Below are 21,304 nucleotides of genomic sequence, written 5' to 3'. Positions count from 1 at the left end.
TATCTATTGAATTATTCACTTAATTTTTTATTTTCTGTTTTTATAAATAAGGTACATATTGCACCGATGAGCAATAAAACTCCTGCAAAAGTTATAGCCAATCGAGGATCATTATTTAAGAAATGTTTTAAAATAAATCCAAATGATACATTTTGAAAAATCATTGGTATAACAATCATCATATTAATGATTCCCATATAGACTCCATAGCGTTCTTTTGGAATATTGGCCACAACCATTAAATAAGGAATCCCCATCATACTTGCCCATGCTATTCCATATCCAATAATTACAACAAAGAATAAATATTGATTTTGTATTACAGGGAAGAATAAAAGAGAAATCGCTCCTAATATTAGGCATCCAAAATGAACCATTTTAGCGCCGTGCTTTTGCGCTAACTTTGCCAAATAGAACGCGATCGAAAAAGTAACCACGAAACCAAATGCCCCGACTAATCCATTCCATCGAACTGCTTCACCATATCCAATTTTGTCAGCAGGTGTTGTATCCCAAACCGACAAAGCAATACTTTTAGAATTATTCTGCCAATAACACATCATGGCATACCACTGAAATAAGTAGACTAAAAATAGCTGCCACATTACCTTTGGCATTTCTAAAACGGCTTTATAAATATCTACAAAAGGTGAAAATATGTTTAAGGGATTGGCTTTTATATATTCAATTTCTTCAGCTGTTGGCGGGATTTCATTAGTTTTACTCATACTCCACCAAATAGATGTGATGGACAAGATTGCCCCGATGAAGAAAGAAGCATACATCCAATTGGGTAATTCGCCGGTGTAACCAACAATTATTAACGGGAAAATCCCAATGGATATATACGCTAAAAACTGACCAAAACCTGTAAAAAAACTTTGGGCTTGAAATCCTATCGGTTGCTGTTCTTCATCAAGTGTATCTGCAATAAAAGCGCGATAAGGCTCCATTGCAGTGTTGTTCCCAATATCTAATATCCATAATAATCCCGCTGCCATCCATAGTGAGCTACTAAAGGGAAACAAAAATAAAGCAATACTACAAACCATTGCTCCTATGAAAAAATAAGGTTTACGTCGTCCCCATCGTGGATGCCAGGTTTTATCACTCATAGCTCCTATTATAGGTTGAATTAATAAACCCGTTAAAGGTCCCGCAAGGTTTAATAAAGGAATTTCATCTGGGCTTGCATGCAAAAAATCATAAATAGGATTAACGGCACTTTGTTGTAATCCAAAACTATATTGGATCCCGAAAAAACCAACATTCATATTAATTATCTGCCAAAAACTAAGTTTTATTTTCGGTATATTCATTGCACTTAATTAGTTAATTCGTTTTTTTTATGGTTACAATATTTAAATTTAATTTTAAAATTGCCAAATAATTAAATAATTAAAACAAAAACGTTTTCGGTAGTACCGAAAACGTTTTCGAATTCATGAAATAATATCGAATTTTCTTTTTTACATTTTTATAATAGGAATAATTATTTTTGTCTCCCAGCTCAGCTCATCACCTCCGTTAAAAGGGTTTGCTAGAAAATGTTCCAGTGGTTGGTGAGCTAAGTCGATTCCCTGCTTTTGTGCATAATCTAACAAGGTAAACCAAGCCCGGTCTGAAGTCCTGAAATTACCGTAATAAGTTGCCTGTAATCCCTTAATCGCTTTTAAACTTTTAAACTTTACAAATTCATTTTCAATGAACTTAGTGTCCTTAGCAATGGGAAAGCAATAATTGAAATCAAGCATTTCTTTATCCAAATCCCAATTTTGAATTTCGACATATGGTTTCCCTATGATTTTGATATTATTTTGTTTCAAATAGCCTGTTATAATTGCATCATTTGCAATCATTGTCTGTGCTTTTTCCTGCAATACACTTTTTAAATTGATATAAGCAACAAACGTTTCCTCAGAAGTTTTAATTCCATCAATTTTAATTCTAAAGCTTTCCAAATGTTTATTTAACCCATTTCTAAAATTAGTAATCTTTTCAATTTGTTGTTTTCTAAAATCAGTTTCAAAAAAAGGAACGGTCAATCTATTATAAATACTGTTATCTGAATCGGTTATACATGCATTAACAGTAGTAACAGAATCATTTACGGAATTAATTTCCCAAGTATATTCCATTTTTACCTTCCCTTTTGTCATCGATTGCTTGATGAAACTAAAGTTTTTCTTTTCTAACGTATGATATTCTTCTTTTTCCGTAGACTGCCGCAAAGCTGACCATTCTTGAACTCCTTGAAATACGGTCCCGGTTGCTGTTTTTACCTTAAACGAAATACAGTAATCACTTTTTTTAATAAAAAGATACCATACTAAAAAAACCGAAATCAAAACACTAAAAAACAATACCACTTTTTTATTTCCCTTCATCTACTTTGTCATTTTCAATTTATTCACAACAAAACCTGCTATCTCATTACCCTGTATGATTCCATTTTCAATTGCTGCTCTGTAATGAATACCCCCGTAAAATCGACTCATTGCAGCCTCTTTTGAAGCGGACTTAAAAGATTTAAAAGATCTATTTGGCAGACCAAAAGGCAACTCAGAATTATCCACAAAAGCAAAATTATCTCCAAATATCGAAGTTAAAATAGCAGCTGAAACAGTCGAAACAACAGAATGCCCACTGGTATATTCTGGAAATGGCGGTGTTTGCAAAGCCGGCTTCCAGTTTTCATCAATTTCCTGATTTATTACAGTTTCAGGTCTTATAACGTTACTCCTAAACTTTTCATCCCAACAGCTAATAAAAGCTTCAAACATTCCGATAGATGTTGCTGTATAAGCAAAAACTGTTTTCTCAAAATTAGCATTTGATTTTTTACAAGCAATTTTGGTAATTCCCATCCAATGCGCGCCTGGAGTTATTTTCTTTTTGGCAAACATCATATGTCCCTGACTTACAGAAACGTATGGATTACAATCCCAGAACTGAGCCATCTTAACCTCATCACATTCATCTCCCTTTTTTTTCATATCCAAGCTTATGTCGTACACTTCTTGTACTTCCTTGAAAAAAGCCGAGTTTTTATCTAATGAAAATGGAAGTGCTGGTATGGGTTTAAATTGCGAGGCCGAATCTAATACCAGTGTTCTAATTTCACTCCAATGTGGCTCAATAGCATCCATATAGGCTGGAGGAGTAGGTTGCCATCTACCAGCAACATTAGGCAAAACAGAAAACTTAGACATCGTTCGCGTTTGCTTGTAATTGTCTTTATCCATCCATTTCTTGATATGATCTGCTACTTTAAGTCCATATTCTTTAGAAACTTCAAACTCTTTTTCATTAGTCTCGCTCCATTTTTTATATAAGCTATCTCTAAATTTCTCTACTAATTCTTCTGAAAAAACCAACTGCTTGCTCACTTCCATATGAGCAACCAAAGCCGCAACCTCAACATTCACTCCGCTTTTAGGATCTAATTTAGGAGTAGTTCCTAATCCTTTTAACTGATTTCCTAGAGTGGAATAAGCCTTACTATTTTGAGCAATAACTTCATAAGCAGCAATATTAGGATAAACAAAAATCCTACTAGCAACTGGCGGTGAAAAAATATCATGAATCATTATTTCTGTCACATTTTCTATCGCAGCATGATATTCATCTGTTGTAACTTCAATAGGTTTGTCCTTTTGGCATGATATAAATAGTGCAACAATTGCTACTATAAAATATTTTCTTAATCTCATTTCTATTTAAATTTAAATTAAAATATACTGCTAAGCTATTGCTTGTTTTCCTTGATCATCGGTAATTCATATACCTCCGCTTTGTTGTTATTTACCGTTACTAGTAAATATTTTTTCCCTTTTAGAGTAATCATATCTAAATGTCTTACTGCTTTTTGAGACAAATCAATTCCTAATGTATTCCCTAATACAATTGTTTTTGCATCTTTGATTAAAGCTCCTGGAAAGCCATCAAATCGACTGTGATAAGGAGACACTCCAAAATAATTACCTGCTGCAAAAACAGCTTCTTTTTTACTGGAATCAAAGTTAGATTTAACAAAACAATTAATTGGAGCGACTTGCAATTCACTTGAAAAAGCAACAAAAGTGAATTTTCCATTTTGATTTTTAAGGTATCCCGATTTTAGATTATGTACTTCAAAGCGTTTTGAATCCGAAAGCATTTTTGGACTAAAAACTTCTGCAACCGTCTTTCCTGCAAATACCTTATAGCTTTTGAATTTCTTTTTTAACATCCCACTAAACTGCTCTGCTAAATCATCTAGACCTAATGTAGTATAATAGCTTCCGTTTTTTTCAATCGCGACAATCGTTTCATAAGATCCGTTCTTATCAAAATCATCATAAAACATTTTCATAGGAAACTCCTTAGATGCTTTGAACTTGGAGTTCATCCCCCAGTTCCCTACTATATAGTCAAGGTCCCCATCATTATCAATATCAAAAGGTATAATAGCTTGCCACAAACCATTGCTTTTTTCTGGCAACACAGTAGCCGTTACATCTTTGAATTTTCCGTTTGTATTGGCAAAAAAAGTAGGTTTCATCCATTCCCCTATTACTATTAAATCGATTTTACCGTCCTTGTTGAAATCTGAGAATACTGCATCCGTCACCATTCCAATTTTTGAAAAGTTTTTATTCTGAACAATAGAGAAAATACCATTTGTGTTATTTAATAAATAGGAATCTGGAATGCTTCCAAAACGATTATTAACCGAATTATTTCCAACAAAAATATCTAAATCTCCGTCATTGTCATAATCAAACATTTTAACTACAGAAGCATTTTTTGTCAACTCCAATAAGTTTGATTTCACTAATTGTTTGTTTTCTGATAGATACAAGCGGTCCTGTAAATCAGAGGCGTTTTCACCACCTCCGGAAGCTACAAATAAATCATTGACTTTGTCATTATTAAAATCTCCAATTACAGCGGAAGCATCTTCATATATGGAATCATTGGCTATAGCTGTAAACGTTTTTTTCGAAAATCCATTCCCATTTTGAACATATACCGTTGCCTTTTTATTTTTAGATCCACCAAAGAAAATATCTTCTTTACCATCATTGTTTAAATCTCCTACGGCAGTAGCTGGCCCACGATCTGAACGTTGGTAAGGAATTAATTTTTGAAAGATAAAATCAACGTAGTCGTTTTCCTGATGCGTGAAGTCGATTCCTAAATTATCTTTTACCTTTTTAAATACCGGTACAATAGAAGGATGTAATTTTTGGTAATTAAATGCTTTTCTTCTTTTCGCAGCTTTTACTACAATTGTCTGATTGGCCTTAATATTCTTTAAAATTTGATATGTTTTGTCAGGCCAAATAACCACTAAGGAGTCGATCATTTTTATCTTTCCATATCCAAAATGTAGCATTGGCTCAGAAGAAGATTGAAATCCTCTTGTCGTTTGTAATTCCTTAAACTGTCTTTTTCCTTTTGCATAAGAAATCACTTTAGCTCCTATTCCGAAGGTGTTTTTTCCTTGAAACTGCAGTTTCAACTTTAAGTAATTAGAAGCCGTATCTGTTCTATTGATGTAAACAGATGCAACACTATTCAAATTATTAGTAATAATATCGAGATCTCCATCATTATCAATATCAGCATAACCACTTCCGTTAGAAATTATTGAGTCATTTTCTATCCAGTCCTTAGATCTATTTTTAAAGTGTAAATCGGCAGCTCCTTGAAACATATAGTTCGTACAATTTCCTTTTGGCATTTTGTTTAAAGCCTCTTTGTCTAATAATTTAGTAGTTGTTATTTTCGTTTTAATCTGGTCATTAGAATAATACTTTACGTAATCTAAATCATTGGGACGTTTTGGGATTCCGTTACCTACAAAAAGATCCTGTTCCCCATCCTGATCATAATCGGCAAACAAAGCACTCCAACTCCAGTCAGTAGCAGCAAGTCCATTAAGAAGCGCGGTTTCAGTAAAATTATTCCCTGCATTATTCAATTGCAACATATTTCTTGTGTACTGATAATGATACCCTAATTTTTCGGTTCTCATTTTTAGCATCTGTACATTATCATCTCCTAATGACGATTTTAAAACTTTTTCATTCTCAGGAAGCATGTCGAGCGTTAGAATATCTGGGAATCCATCATGATTGATATCCGCAACATCAACTCCCATAGAAAATCGGCTGGTATGTCCAAAATGTTGTTTTAAACTTTCTGTGAAAGTACCATCGCCATTATTTAAGTAGTAATAATCATCTTCGTGAAAATCATTCCCAACATAAATATCAGGATAACCATCAAGATTAAAATCGGAAATAGCAAGCCCTAATCCATAACCATTTGCACCGCCAAAGATTCCTGCCTTCTCACTTACATCAACAAATTTACCATTGTCATTTCTGAATAATTTATCCCCACATTCATAGCTTCTTTTATTTCTTACATCGGCATTCCCAAAAGATTCTTCTGAGTGTACCGCATGATTCAACAAATACATATCTAAATCACCATCTAAATCATAATCAAAAAATGCAGCCGAAGAGCTGTAATTATCTAAATCCAAACCATATTCTGCCGCACTTTCTGTAAAAGTATTGTCCTTATTATTAATGAATAATTCATTATGTCCTTCAAAACCATTAATCCCTACTACAGCACAAACATAAATATCTAAATATCCATCCCCATTTACATCTGCCATAACCGTTCCTGCAGTCCAGTCACTTTGACCCTCAACTCCGGCCTTAGTACTTATATCTTCAAATTTATTTTTTCCTTTATTCAGGTACAATTTATTTTTACCTTGATTTGAAGTAAAATAAATATCAACCAAACCATCATTATTAATATCTCCTAAAGCTACACCACCACCATTATAATAATAGAGGTAATCTAGTATAGAAATATTTTTTGATTCTAATAATTGATTATTGAAAGTAATATTACTTTTATCTGAGGCTAGTTTTTCAAATAAATAATGATCTTTTTTTGAGCAACTTACCATTAGCACAGAAAGCAGTGCTATTCGAAAATAATTATTCATTGCTTTTAAATATTTTAGGTGCATTATCATTAATCACGGCAATTATAGAAATGACATTTACCTTGTTTTTTATTGTTTTAAGATGCTTCACTTCGCCTTTCATATAAAATCCAGATTGAGCATAAGGAACCCATGTATAGCTGCCGTTCTTATTCCCTAAAAGAACACTTCCATAATTAGAATCAAGTCTTGAAAACTGTGGTTTAAACTCGTATTGATTACCTCCTAAAACAAGGTCGAGAATTCCATCTTTATTAATATCTACCACGCAAATAGTGTTCACAGAAGAAAACTGAACTTCTTTTGGCAAAACTTCTATTTCAAATGTTCCATTTCCTTTATTCATGGCAACCACGCTTTCCTGAATGGTAGCCGTTCTTTGAATTGAATTATTTGTGACATCAGCAACAAAGAGTTCCTGAAAGCTTTTCTTAGCGTAATCCGCATAACTTAAATTCTTCTTCTTAATCAATGGTATTTGTTTAGCAACGTCCTGTTTTAGGTTCAAAGGCATGTCTTTCCCATCGATAGAACGGGTTGCAATTTGTTCAATAGTACCATTATTGTCAAAATCATTTACAAACAAACGCATCGGATTTTTTACAGAAGCTTTATAAGTGGTATTCGTTCCCTTATTCCCTAAAACCAAATCTTTTTTACCGTCATTATTCAAATCTACACAGCTTACTGCATTCCAAAAACCTGAAAATTCTGTTAGATTTGATTTATATTCAACAAGTCTCCTTCCTGTATTTTTAAATATTTTTGGAGCCATCCAGTCCCCTACGATTATCAGATCTTTTTTAGAATCATTATCTATATCCTCCCATACAGCATCAGTAATCATCCCTACAGTATTGAGTTTAAAAGCTTTTTTATCAGTAGCATTGGTAAAATTACCTTTCCCATCATTCTCTAATAATAAATGTTTAGGGTCAATTCCATAAACACCAGGAACACTTCGGCTTCCTATAAAAACATCCATATCGCCATCATTATCAAAATCATTTGATACAATCACGGCAACATTATTATTTGTAGTTGGCATAGCCGTCGTACTTTTCACAAACACGCCTTTACCATTGTTTAAATACAAACGGTTTTTATAATTGTTTTGATCGGCTTTTTCATTTCCTCCTGAGCCTACTAATAAATCAATATCGCCGTCATTATCTGCATCAAAGAAATTTGCTGCAGTATCTTCATAATTAGCATCTGAATCAAGGGTGATTTGATTCGTCAAACTATAATTATTGTTTCCTTTATTCAAATAAATTTTCCCAGAAACTCCTTTTGCTCCGCCAATAAAAATATCTTCATTACCATCTCCATTAATATCTGCAACTGAAAGCGCTGGTCCTTCTTGAGAGAGTTCTTTTGAAATTAAACCTTCATAGTCAAAATCGATATAATCATTTTCTTTATGAGCTAAAAATCCAGATTTAGTTTCAACAAAAAGTGGCTTAGCTTTATTTCCTTTAGAAATATAATCCACTTTCGCGTCAGCAATTTTCAAATTAATTGTGCTGTTATTAGTAATTTTTTTAAGCGTTTGAAACTTCCCATTAGGCCAAATAACCTGTAAAGAATCTATTTTTTTTGTTCCAATACCAAAAGTCATAACATAATCAATAGAAGACTGAAAACCTCTAGAAGGAATAAGTTCTTGTCTTAAAATTTCTTTGCCTGAAAATAATTCTACAACACTTCCTACTCCAAAAGTATTTTGATTATCCCCTTTTAACTTGACTTTAATAAAATGACTGTCTTTCTTTTTTTCTGAATTATTTTGATAAACAAAAACCTCCATATTCACATTATTAACGATCAAGTCTAAATCACCATCGTTATCTAAATCGCCATAAGCAGCTCCATTTGAAAAACTAGGAGTAGCTAAACCCCAGTTTTGCGCTTCATTTGTAAAAGTCAGGTTTTTATTATTTTTAAAGGCATAATTAGGAATAGGAGAACTTGGCATGCGATTTATAATCGTTTCAATTTGTTCCTTCTTTCCTGTTACGACCATTTTTTGCATAAACTCATTAGCGAAAAAATCAATAAAATCTTGATTTGTTAAATCGTGATAAATTCCATTACAAACATAAATATCTTTGTAGCCATCGTTATCCATATCAAATAGTAAGGCGCCCCAACTCCAATCTGTTTTAGCAACGCCAGCATAATTAGCAATTTCAGAAAACTGATTATTTCCGTTATTAACTTGTAAAGTGTTTTGCATGTATTGATTGAAAAAATCGAGATTTATTTTTCTTAGAAATAAATCATAGTTTTCAAAACTAGTTGTGTTTTTTAATCGTTCGTCACCTTCTGGCAACATGTCTGTCACAAATACATCGGCTTTACCGTCATTGTTAACGTCAGCCATATCTGCACCCATAGAAGACTGACTGATATGAGAGGCCCAACCTTGAATTTGCTCCGTAAAAGTTCCGTTTTTATTATTTATGTACAGATAATCTCTTTCATAAAAGTCATTAGAAACATAGATATCAGGATACAAATCCCCATTGACATCTCCTACGGTAACACCTAATCCAAAACCGATTAAACTACCATAAATTCCTGCTTCCTTACTTACATCAACGAATTTTCCGTTATCATTACGAAGCAGACGGTCTCCGCCTCCTTTCAAAATATCAGCTACGTCCCAATCTTTGTCTCTCAATTCTCTCTTATTGGAATAATTAAGACTACTTACAGGTATAAAACTATTATTAAGAATATAAGCATCCAAATCTCCGTCTTTATCATAATCAAAAAATGCAGTATGCGTTGTTATTCCAGTATCTGCTAGGTTATAATCTGCTGCTTTTTCGGTAAAAGTAAGATTCCCGTTATTGATAAAAAGTTCATTCTTTTGATTGTCGCCTTGTATGTTTCCAGCATTACAAACATAGATATCCAGTAATCCATCTGCATTAATATCAACCATAACAACTCCGGTTGACCAGGACTTAGAACCTTCTACTCCTGCTTTTTTAGAAATATCTTCAAATTGAAAATTCCCTTTATTTAAATACAATTTATTCGCCCCCAGGTTTGAGGTAAAATAAATATCTGAAAGCCCATCATTGTTAATATCTGCAATAGCAACGCCTCCACCATTATAAAAATTTCTATATTTAAAAATATTCATATCAGCTCCATTTTTAACATCATTAACAAAGTTAATTCCCGTTTTTGAAGCATTTAATTTAGTAAATAAGGCATCTTTATTATCAGTCTTTTCTTTAGAACAATTGGAAAAAAAAAGAATAAAAAATGAAAATAACGCAAAACGATTAAACATATTATAAGAAGTGTTTGGTTAGGAAATCTCAAAAGATACAGAGCCCTAATTTATATAATATTTACTGAATAAAATAACAAAATAGCGTATAAAATAAAGAGGGTAACAAGTACCCTCTCTATAACTAACTCAAAACATAAAATTGTAAAACAATCCTTAGTAACCAGGGTTTTGCTTTAAGTTTGCATTAAACAAAGCATCTGCTGGAATTGGGAATAATATATATTTATTATCCGAAACGTATGGCTTCAACTCTCTTGCTGCTAAGAATTTACCAAAACGTACCATATCATTTCTTCTCCATCCTTCCCACCATAATTCTTTAGATCTTTCAAGATAGATTCCATCAAGAGTAGTAGGAAAAACTGCTACTTGTCCAGATCTTGAAACAATTTGCGCTAATTTAGCAACGTCATTTGTTCCTGAACCTCCTCTAGCAATAGCTTCCGCTTTCATCATCAAAGCATCTGAATACCTCATAAATACATAATCATTATCAGGAGCTCCTAAATTTTGAACATCTGGAATATATTTTTGCCCTCTAACACCTGCAGATTCCAATGTAGCTCCACTCGTAATTAAAGTCAAAGCTTTAGTGAAAATTAATGGCTGGCCAAGTGGGTTAGCATCATTTTTAATTCTATCACGAGCGATTTCAGTCCCTCCAGGCTTATATATTTGACCAATTTGAAATCCAGTTGGATTACCAAATGCAGTAATTATCGCAGCATCATTGTTTTTAATACGTCTATCATTTGGATTAAATTTATCATAGTATTCAGCTACAGTAGCAAAACCATTCCATCCATCTGGCGTTTGATTGTAATGCATTCCCATTCTCCATTGGAACTGAATTCCTCCTCCAGCACCACCTCTAACATTTTTAGAAGAGAATAATATTTCTGGAGAAGTGTCATTACTAGGCTTGAAATTATCCCAATAATCACCAGCTAATGAACTGTTTATAGCATTTACATGAGTTACAACTTTTGTCATATCTGCAGCTTCAAAAGTATAAGGTCCTGCAGGAGCTGCGGCTTTAAATACACCTTTATTTAAATACAGTTTGGCCAATAAAAAATGTGCTGCATCTGCATTTGCAATCCCAGTATTACCAACAACTTTTGCAGGTAACTGTGAAATTACTGCTTCTAATTCACTGATAACAAAATCTGTAGCTTCTATTCTTGTCCATACTTTAGGGTCATCCTCTAAAGCAGAACCTACTTCTCTATAAGGCACTTGTCCAAACAGGTCAATTACATTATAGTAATAGAATGCTCGCAAGAATCGTGCTTGTGAAACCTCAGCTGCAGAACCATTTTCAATAACTAAATTACAATTGTATACTTGAGACAATAAAGCATTCCATGCATTTCTTACCTCAACGTGATCTGGAGCCCATGTATGCACGTGAATCTGTCTCCATGTTGCATTGTCATCCCAGTCACCTCCACGGGTAGGTCCAACTAATGCATCTGTTGACATTTCATCCAATGCGAACATTTGTCCTTGTGTTTCAAAACCTCTCAATCCTTCATAAGCACTAGTCAATAAGGATGAAGTATTTACTGTTCCTCCGCCAGTATTAGAGACAACAACACCGTCTAATACTTCTTCGTCTAGATTTGTACAACTCACCCCTAGTACAATCGTACTAGTTAATAAGATGCCTTTTATAATATTAATTCTTTTCATCGTTTTTTTAATTAAAATGTTACGTTAAGACCGACAGATACACTTTTGTCTCTTGGATAAGATAGATATTCTATACCCGCTGAAGGCACACCATTCAAAGATTTATCAGTATCAACTTCTGGATCTGTTCCTGAATAACTTGTGATGACAAATAAATTAGCAGCATTTACAAAAACGCGAGCCGATTTAACTTTGATTCTTTCCAAATAATTTCCTGTAAGGGTATATCCAAAACTAAGATTACCCAATCTTAAGAAATCTCCTTTTTCTAGATACTTTGTAGAAGGAGAGTTAGGATCTCCTGCAGCTTGAGGAGACGTAGCAACCTCTTGAGTTACGTTTCTACCTCCAAGGAATGCCCCTTTAAAGAAATAAGCATTCGATGTATTATTATAGATATAATGTCCAAAAGCACCATAGAAAGATGCACTTGCATCAAATCCTTTGTAGTTTAAACCCGTTGAAAATCCAACATTAATTTTTGGTAAAGGTTGCTTGTCTAGCAATTTTTTAGCAGCGGTACCTAAACCCGTATCATTTCCTGCAGCATCCGCATAAATAGAATTACCACTTGCATCATACCCTCTCCATTCATACATATAATAAGAGTAAATTGGTTTGTCGTTAGTAATTACTTGTGCGTACGCTCCTGACAATCCTTGACCATTTAATCCCCCTGTAGAGATGAATCCAGCAAAGTTTGTCATTTCATTTTTTAAGAAAGAGGCATTCCCAGAAATATCCCAATTAAGATCCTCACTATTAATAATTTTATAACTTAAAGCTACCTCAATTCCCTTATTAATTAAATTACCAGCTAAGTTTTTAAAACGAGGTGATGGAGGTCCAGGTTGAGTAGCAGCAGCCGGTACTGGAAAAATTAAATCTTTAGTATCTCTTTGGAAGTAATCAACAGAACCTGTCAACCTATTATTAAGAAATTCGAAATCAGCTCCAATTCCGTAAGATTTAGTAGTTTCCCACTTTAAATCAGCATTGGAATTACTATCTAAATTTAAAGAACCATTATTCCCGTAAGAAGCTCTTGCAATAGCAGAATTTGGTGCAAATTCCTGATTTCCAGTAATACCATAATTCCCTCTAATTTTGAAGTCATTAACTAAGCCCTCGTGATTATCGACCACTTTGTAAGCGATACCAACAGAAGGGAAATAATCGTATTTATTATTTACTCCAAGTTTAGTTGAACCATCAGCTCTTATTGTTCCAGTAAGAATTAATTTTTTATATAGGGTAGCATTAATTCTTCCAAAATAAGATTGTAATTCGACTCTATTTCTATAAGAAGATACTCTATATTCATTTTGTAGACCTCCTTCAATATTATCAATTAAATTAGTTTGCGCACTATCGTAACCTATTCCTGAAGATTGATTACCATCAGCAGTATAGTCATAGTAAGAATATCCAGCTAAAGCATCTAAATTAAAATTATCACTAATGTCATTATTGTAATTTAATGTGTGCTCAAAAGTTTTGTTAAATTTATTTTGATTAGCGATCGCCGCTTGACCATATTTAGTGATAGCAGGATTCGTCACAGGATCTGTTCCAGTACCGGGAACAACAGCTTGCGCTGTATTCAAGATTTGGATAGATGGAAGTAACTGTGTTTTTCTAGCCGATATAGAACTCTCAATACCAAATAAAAATTGATATTTCAAATGACTATTAATTTTCCAAGTTGTATTGATACTTCCCAATAACTTGCTAGTGTTCGTAAAATCTTTATAAGAATTCAATAATTGAACTGGATTCAAATAAGAGGTACTGATAACATTATATGTACCATCCGCATTGTAAATAGGCAATGTTGGATTCCAATATAATGCGGTACCAATTAAATTACCAATATAACCAGCATTATTAGACAATAATGTCGTTTCATCTTTCAATGCAGTATAAATAATTCTTGACTCCACTTTCACAGCTCCATCAAAGAAATCATTAGAGTTGTAAAACGAAGCCGAATATTTATCTAAACCTGAATTTTTAACAATTCCATCCGTATTAGATGCTCCAAAAGACAATCTTGTATTCGAATTATCTGTAGTTTTACTAAAAGATAAATCATGATTCATAGAAAAACCATTTCTTAATACAGCGTCTTCCCAGTTATAAGATCTTGAACCTTTATCATCACCACCTGCAGCAACAAAATCATTAGCGCTCATCACACCGAAATTACCTGCCTTCTTACTAAAAGTAACAGAAGTACTGTAAGTTAGTTGTGGTACGCTAGATTTTCCTTTTTTAGTAGTAATAACAATTACACCATTAGCTCCACGAGAACCGTAGATAGCCGTAGAAGAAGCATCTTTCAATACACTAATACTCTCAATATCATTTTGATTAATAAAGTTCAATGGGTTTCTTGCAGAAGATGACCCCAAATCCTGAGCACCATTATTAGCCGTAAGTCCACCGCCAGCGGAAACATTACCACCATCTAACGGCACACCGTCAATAACATACAACGGTCCATTTCCAGAGCGAATAGATGAATTTCCACGAACTCTTACTGCAATTCCACTTCCCGGTTCTCCGCTTGACTGCGTTACCTGAACTCCCGCCACCTTACCTCTCAACAACTGAGCTGGTGATGGAGATGCAATATTATCAAAATCTTTGGCACCGATTTGATCAACTGCACCAGTAGCATCTTTCTTTCTAACTGTTCCGTAACCGATAACGACTACTTCTTTTAATTCAGCTGAGTCTTCTTTTAGAATAACATTTACTGAAGTTTTTCCAGCTACATTTACTTCTTGTGTTTTAAGACCAATGTAACTAAAAACTAAAATTGCATTTGGCCCGACGTTTCCGATGGTAAATTTTCCATCAAGATCTGATTGCGTTGCATTTGTTGTTCCTTTAACTAGTATTGAAGCACCAGGAAGTGGCCCACTAGAATCAGATACTTTACCGGACACTTCTTGCGAATATGTCAAACTGGTACAAAGTATCATTAGAAACACCATCAAGCCTTTGGTTAGACTATTTTTCATAGGTAATAAATAAGTTGGTTAATAATTTAGTTTGGTTTTTTATTAAGTTCAAACTTAGTAAAAATTTTAAGATAACTTTAAGACAACTTTAAGAAGTTGTCAACTACAACGTTTTCGCTATACCGAAAACGTTTTCGATTTTAAAATTAATCCAGTAAAAATTTAGCTGTAAAATTATGTACAACGTAAAAATTATATCAAATTTAAATCATTATGTTATTTTAACCCGAATAAAGCGGAAGAAACGATGCGTTTTTATCAAAAAAAGCACGCTGTGTAAAAAACTATTGCTAAATACGCAATATAAATGCGATTCCCCCGAACATTTCACAATACGAACCAAACACTGAAAATCAAATCTAATTTTTAAAATATTACTAAAAATAAAATTGCCTCAATTTTACTCGAAAGAATATAATTGAGGCAAATAATACAAAATGTTAAAAACTATTTCTCGATCGTAATTGTCTTATCGTCTGGACCTAAACCTATAATTTTTAGTGATTTCCATTGCTTTGGTAAAAGTCCTTTATTGTATTTCAAACCTTCATCAGTTTGCTCTACCCCTCCAAATCCATAAATAACTGCTTGAAGCATTGCGCCTGCTCCTGTTGCAAAATAAGGATTACTACTATTAGCCGACTCAGAAAAAACGCCAAAAGGCGGTCTGCTGTTTGGCAAATACGATTTAACAAAATAATCGTAAGCTTTATCTCTATTACCCATACGTGCATACAATACAGACAAAACTCCCGACGCCATTGCTGGCCCATCTTTGGGATCAATCTTTGCTGCATAATACTCTAGATCCTTTTCAATTTGCTTTTTATCAGTAATCACGTGCAATGGGTAGGCCAGTAAATTAACATCCGCTTGTTTTATCATTTCTCCGTTATAGCCCTTGTAATTTTGCGTGATTCCGTTTTTAGTATGAATGGCTAACTTTTCCGATATTGCGACCCACTTTGGATTAACCGGTTCATTTAAAATAGTAGCCGCCTTGATTGTGTTTTTTAAGGATTCAATCGCCGAAGCATTTGTAAAAGCATTATCATCTACATGCTGAGCGTACTCATCTGCTCCTACAACATTAAGAATAGAATAACTGCCGTCTTGATTTTCAACAACTCTACTTACCCAGAAATCTGCCGTTTCTTTCAATACATTCCATTCTTTTTTAAGCCATGACTTATCCTGTGTATACGCATAATAATTCCAGAATGCTATCGAAACATCAGCTGTGATATGTTGTTCAAAAATTCCAGTCAAAGCCCATGTTGGTGTTGCTTCTTCTCCTGTATCATCTGACTCCCATGGAAACATTGCTCCTTTATAACCATATACAGTTGCTTTCTGTTTTGCTTTCCCAAGACGGTCAGAACGGTAATCCAAACAAGATTTAGCCATATCAGGCTGTAATGCTAAAAGTGATGGATACATCCATAATTCAGAATCCCAAAATATATGCCCATTATACCCTTGAGAAGACAGTCCCATTGGCGCAATGCTTTGCCTTGTCTCCGGACGTATATAAGAATACAGATTATACAAGGCAAATCGGACTCTCTGTTGTGCATCTAAATCCCCTTCGATTTGTATGTCTCCAGTTCGCCACAATTCAGCCCATGCTTTTTTATGACGGTTTAATAAATTATCAATCCCTTCTTGTAATGCAAAGATGGGCTGTCTTTCAGATTCATTTAGAGGATCGGTAAAATCTTTGGATGTACAAATTCCGCCCGCAATAGCGAATCGGTATTTTAGACCTTTTTTTAATTTTTTTGTAAAACCCACCTCATTACCCGTTTGCTTTAATGTTTCACTTTGACCGTCAAAAAGAAAAGTAGTTGAAGCTGATATAGTATGCTTACCATTTAATGTTTTTGCTGTGGTTCCAAAAACTGGCATCAAGTATTGATTGTCTTTTAATACTCTAAATTGACATTTAGCCTCTTTAAGTTCATCAGGCACAACCATATAATTATTCGCATTTATTTCAATATCCTTTTTGGGTGTGATTTCTACAATTGCCATTGCTGAATAAGGTATGGCTCTATTGGCCAAAATAGTATAGTCAATAACCGCAAGATCTTTGAAGCTAAAAGAAGTTGTACTAGTTCCTTCTTTCATTGAAACAACCTGACTCCAATTATCAATAGTAGAAGAGCTTATTTCTTGATTATTTATATTCAAATGAAGGTTAAGAAACTCAATCCCTCTAACAATTCTACTAATCCCATTTTCTGGACTTGCTTCATAGACTCCATTTAAAATAATTTCTTTAGTTTTTAATGGTGTATCATCAGTAACAATTCCAATTTGGCCATTGGCCATAGCCACACCAAAGTAGTTTTCCCTTGAAGATGCATGTAGATTCCATTCATCTGACTTCGTTTGACTAAACACGGATGTAGTAAACAAAATCAGTATTACAAGCTGCGTTAAATTTGAATTCATAATTTTAATTTTGATTAATAATTTCAAACTTAAATCATTTATTTCTTAAAAATTTAAATATCCCTTTAAGATCCTTAATTTTAGTATCGATAACGTTTTCGATATTTCGATAACGTTATCGATTAATAAGAAAGCCAAAATACAGAAATAAATATAGAAATTACTCTACTCAATAGCAGTCAATCACAACCGATAAAACGGAAATCAACCTTAAGAGCCACTTTATAATTACAATTAAATCATTACTGTATGAAACCAAAAAAAACCCTACTTGCTTTACTATCACTCTTTACTTGCTTACTTCATGAATCAACAATCGCCCAGCAAAAAGAAGCTGCTATTGAAAAAAAATGGTGGAAAGAAGCCGTCGTATATCAAATTTACCCTCGCAGCTTTAAAGATACTGACGGTGATGGTGTTGGCGATTTGAAAGGAATTATATCCAAATTGGATTATATTAAAAGTTTGGGGGTAGATGTCGTTTGGCTGAATCCCATTTATGGCTCCCCAAATACTGACAACGGCTACGACATTTCAGACTATCAATCCATTATGAAGGAATTTGGCACAATGGAGGACTTTGACACTTTGCTAACAGAAATGCATGAAAGAGGCTTGAAATTAGTAATGGATTTAGTGGTCAATCATAGCAGTGACGAGCACAAATGGTTTCAAGAAAGTAAAAAATCCAGAGACAATCCATATAGAGACTATTACCACTGGTGGCCGGCAGAGAAAGGTACACCTGCATTTCGTCCCGGAAGTTTTGAAGCAGATGGTAGTGGCTGGAGATACGACAAAACGACGGATTCTTACTACTTACACTATTTCAGCAATAAGCAACCCGATTTGAATTGGGAAAACCCAAAATTGCGTCAAGAAATTTACAGTATGATGAATTGGTGGTTTAAAAAAGGTATCGATGGCTTTCGAATGGATGTAATCCCGTTCATTGCAAAAGACACTACTTTCCCAGTAATTACTCAAGACGAATTAAATAAAAACTACGCAGGCAGATGGGATGTATATATGGCTAGCGGTCCCCATTTACATGATTACTTACAAGAAATGAATAAAGAAGTGTTAAGTAAGTATGATGTCATGTCACTGGCTGAAGGTGCAGGAATGCTAAAATCAACCGCTTTAAACTTTGTTGATCCAGCAAGAAAAGAATTAAATATGGGCTATCACTTTGATGGTGCAAGCTTGGGATATATCCCTGGCTATTTCAAGAAAATGGATCCAAACTGGAGTCTAGTAGATTTCAAGAAAATCTATTCAGACTGGGACGCAGTTTATGACAAAAAAGGTTGGGGAACAATTTATTTAGGAAATCATGATCAACCTAGAATGACTTCTCGCTGGGGAAATGATTCTCCTCAATACAGAGCATTATCATCTAAAATGTTATCTACCTTTCTACTATCAATGAGAGGCACACCTTATTACTATAATGGTGATGAAATAGGAATGGTTAATGCTAAATTTAATAAAATTGAAGATTACCGCGATATTGAAACATTATCAGAATATGAAAAAGTACAAAATGCAGGAGGTGATTTGAAACAATTTATCGAAGACCAAAAAACAGGTGGAGCAAGAGATAATGGACGAACTCCTTTTCAATGGGATAATTCTAAAAACGGAGGCTTTACGACTGGCGAACCTTGGTTAAAAGTAAATGACAATCACAGTTCTATAAATGCAACAGCCCAAGAAAACGACCCAAATTCTGTCCTAAATTATTTTAGGAAAATGGTAAAATTACGAAAAGACAATCAGGTCTTAGTTTATGGAAAATACACTTTATTAGATGCCAAAAACCCTAATATCTATGCTTACACAAGAGAGTTGGATGGTAAAAAATTACTAGTAATGTTGAACTTTAGAAGTGAAAAGGCAAAATTAGACACAAAAATAAACCTTAAAACAGCAAAGTTACTGATAGGGAATTACACAACATCTTCTAAAGGTCTAGAACTACAACCTTATGAAGCTGTTATTTTCGAAATAAAATAAAAATTACTTTTTAAAATTTATAAAATGAAAAAAAGCATAGTAACAATGACATTCATTTTTTTAGCAACAAATTTAATCACCTCGCAAAAAGTGGAACCAACTACAGAAGCATTACAGAAAAAATGGTGGAAAGAAGCTACCGTTTACCAAATTTACCCTCGCTCATTTAAGGATACTGATGGGGATGGTGTAGGAGATTTAAAAGGAATAATATCAAAATTAGATTATATAAAAAGTCTAGGTATAGATGCCGTTTGGCTAAATCCAATTTACGAATCCCCTAATGACGACAATGGTTACGATATAAGTAACTATCGAGCAATCATGAAGGATTTTGGCACTATGGAAGATTTTGATTTATTGCTAAAAGGTATGCATGAACGCGGTATTAAACTCATCATGGATTTGGTCGTTAATCATAGTAGCGACGAACATGAATGGTTCAAGCAAGCACGCAGTTCCAGAGACAATCCATATAGAAATTACTACCATTGGTGGCCTGCCGAAAAAGGAAAACCGCCTTATAGATGGAGCTTTTTTGATGTAAATAGTGATGCTTGGAAATATGACGCACAAACAAATTCCTACTATCTACACTATTTTTCACAAAAACAACCTGATTTAAACTGGGAAAACCCAAACCTTAGAGAAGAAGTCTATGAAATCATGCGGTTTTGGTTAGACAAAGGCATTGACGGCTTTAGAATGGATGCTTTTCAATTTGCATCAAAAGACACCACATGGCCAGATTTACCTAAGGGATTTGAAAAAAATATTATAAAATACTACGGAGTCGGTCCTCATTTACATGACTATTTGCAAGAAATGAATAAAGAGGTTTTTAGCAAATATGATATTATGACTGTAGCCGAAGGTGCCGGAAGTACGCCAGAAGATGCCTTGCTATTTGTTGATCTAGATCGAAAAGAACTCAACATGGCCTATCACTTCGAAAGTGTAGACATTGGAAAACACATTAGTGATTTTGGACTTGAAAAATACAAAGCTATTTTTTCCAGATATGATGAGACCTTCAAAGACAAAGGCTGGCTTTCGATATTTCTGGCTAATCACGATCAGCCCAGAATGGTTAGTAAGTTTGGGAATGAAACGCCAGAATTTAGAGAACTATCTTCTAAGATGCTCACCACATTTATATATACCATGAGAGGAACGCCTTACTATTATATGGGAGATGAAATAGGTATGACAAACATCCGATTTGACTCTATCGCTGATTACAACGATGTTGACACTCGTAACAAGTACACCAATCTTAAAAATAAAGGAGGAGACACACTTGCTTTTTTAGAAGAGCAAAAGCAAGTTTCCAGAGAGAACGGACGTACTCCTATGCAGTGGGACAACACTGAAAATAGCGGAATCACAACAGGCACGCCATGGCTGAAAGTAAACCCAAATTATGATGAAATAAATATTAAAAAACAGGAACAAGACCCAGAATCTATTTTAAACTACTTTAGAAAAACGGTACAACTTCGTAAAAATAATCTAGTTCTGGTATATGGGAAATATTCTCTTCTAGACAAGGAAAATCCTGATGTATTTGCCTATCTACGAGAATTAGACGGAAAAAGAGTTTTAGTTTTATTAAACTTTACAGATAAGAACACTTCTTATAATCTAAATTTAAAATTAGGGAAAAATGAGGTATTACTAAATAATTACAACGATACAACTAAAGTAAAAAACAACAAATTGCGTCCTTATGAATCATTAGTGATAGCAATCGAATAAGCTAGTTCCAATTTA

10 protein-coding genes are annotated in these 21,304 nt (G+C 33.9%); 2 read left to right on the top strand and 8 right to left on the bottom strand.

All coding sequences use genetic code 11. The features are described 5' to 3' along the window. Nucleotides 1-11: 11 nt before the first annotated feature. The 8 genes from BLV35_RS00655 to BLV35_RS00620 all read right to left on the bottom strand — a co-directional run bounded on the left by BLV35_RS00655 (nucleotide 12) and on the right by BLV35_RS00620 (nucleotide 17,512). On the bottom strand, nucleotides 12-1,319 hold the full coding sequence (locus BLV35_RS00655) for an MFS transporter (RefSeq protein WP_091083212.1): 1,308 nt from the start codon (nucleotides 1,317-1,319) through the stop codon (nucleotides 12-14). 150 nt (nucleotides 1,320-1,469) lie between these two features. Then, entirely contained in the window at nucleotides 1,470-2,387 is a 918-nt protein-coding gene (locus tag BLV35_RS00650; protein WP_091083208.1) for a GyrI-like domain-containing protein, read from the bottom strand. Beyond that, the gene (locus BLV35_RS00645) at nucleotides 2,388-3,713 is read right to left on the bottom strand and encodes a vanadium-dependent haloperoxidase (protein WP_091083205.1); all 1,326 of its coding nucleotides are present in this window, start codon (nucleotides 3,711-3,713) and stop codon (nucleotides 2,388-2,390) included. Between the two features lie 35 nt (nucleotides 3,714-3,748). Beyond that, a complete protein-coding gene (locus BLV35_RS00640; RefSeq protein WP_091084782.1) occupies nucleotides 3,749-7,018 on the bottom strand; it encodes a VCBS repeat-containing protein in 3,270 nt (1,089 codons plus the stop codon). Continuing rightward, nucleotides 7,011-10,328, bottom strand: a complete 3,318-nt coding sequence (locus BLV35_RS00635; protein ID WP_091083202.1) for a VCBS repeat-containing protein — start codon at nucleotides 10,326-10,328, stop codon at nucleotides 7,011-7,013. The genes BLV35_RS00640 and BLV35_RS00635 overlap by 8 nt, the downstream gene beginning before the upstream one ends. A 156-nt stretch (nucleotides 10,329-10,484) precedes the next feature. Next, nucleotides 10,485-12,026 (bottom strand): RagB/SusD family nutrient uptake outer membrane protein, encoded by a 1,542-nt coding sequence (locus BLV35_RS00630; protein ID WP_091083200.1) that lies wholly within the window; start codon nucleotides 12,024-12,026, stop codon nucleotides 10,485-10,487. Nucleotides 12,027-12,037: 11 nt separating this feature from the next. Then, a complete protein-coding gene (locus BLV35_RS00625; protein WP_245711990.1) occupies nucleotides 12,038-15,055 on the bottom strand; it encodes a SusC/RagA family TonB-linked outer membrane protein in 3,018 nt (1,005 codons plus the stop codon). A 447-nt stretch (nucleotides 15,056-15,502) separates the two neighbouring features. Next, nucleotides 15,503-17,512, bottom strand: coding sequence for a kojibiose hydrolase (locus BLV35_RS00620; RefSeq protein ID WP_091083196.1), 2,010 nt, complete (start codon nucleotides 17,510-17,512; stop codon nucleotides 15,503-15,505). Between the two features lie 249 nt (nucleotides 17,513-17,761). Between BLV35_RS00620 and BLV35_RS00615 the strand changes: the two genes are divergently transcribed. After that, nucleotides 17,762-19,531 (top strand): glycoside hydrolase family 13 protein, encoded by a 1,770-nt coding sequence (locus BLV35_RS00615; protein WP_091083192.1) that lies wholly within the window; start codon nucleotides 17,762-17,764, stop codon nucleotides 19,529-19,531. 24 nt (nucleotides 19,532-19,555) lie between these two features. After that, nucleotides 19,556-21,289, top strand: coding sequence for a glycoside hydrolase family 13 protein (locus BLV35_RS00610; protein WP_091083188.1), 1,734 nt, complete (start codon nucleotides 19,556-19,558; stop codon nucleotides 21,287-21,289). The last annotated feature ends 15 nt before the right edge of the window (nucleotides 21,290-21,304 follow it).

Source organism: Flavobacterium gillisiae, assembly GCF_900107635.1.
Taxonomy (GTDB): Bacteria; Bacteroidota; Bacteroidia; order Flavobacteriales; family Flavobacteriaceae; genus Flavobacterium; species Flavobacterium gillisiae.
Note: the sequence above shows the minus strand (reverse complement) of the source record. Positions and strands in the feature narration are given on the sequence as shown.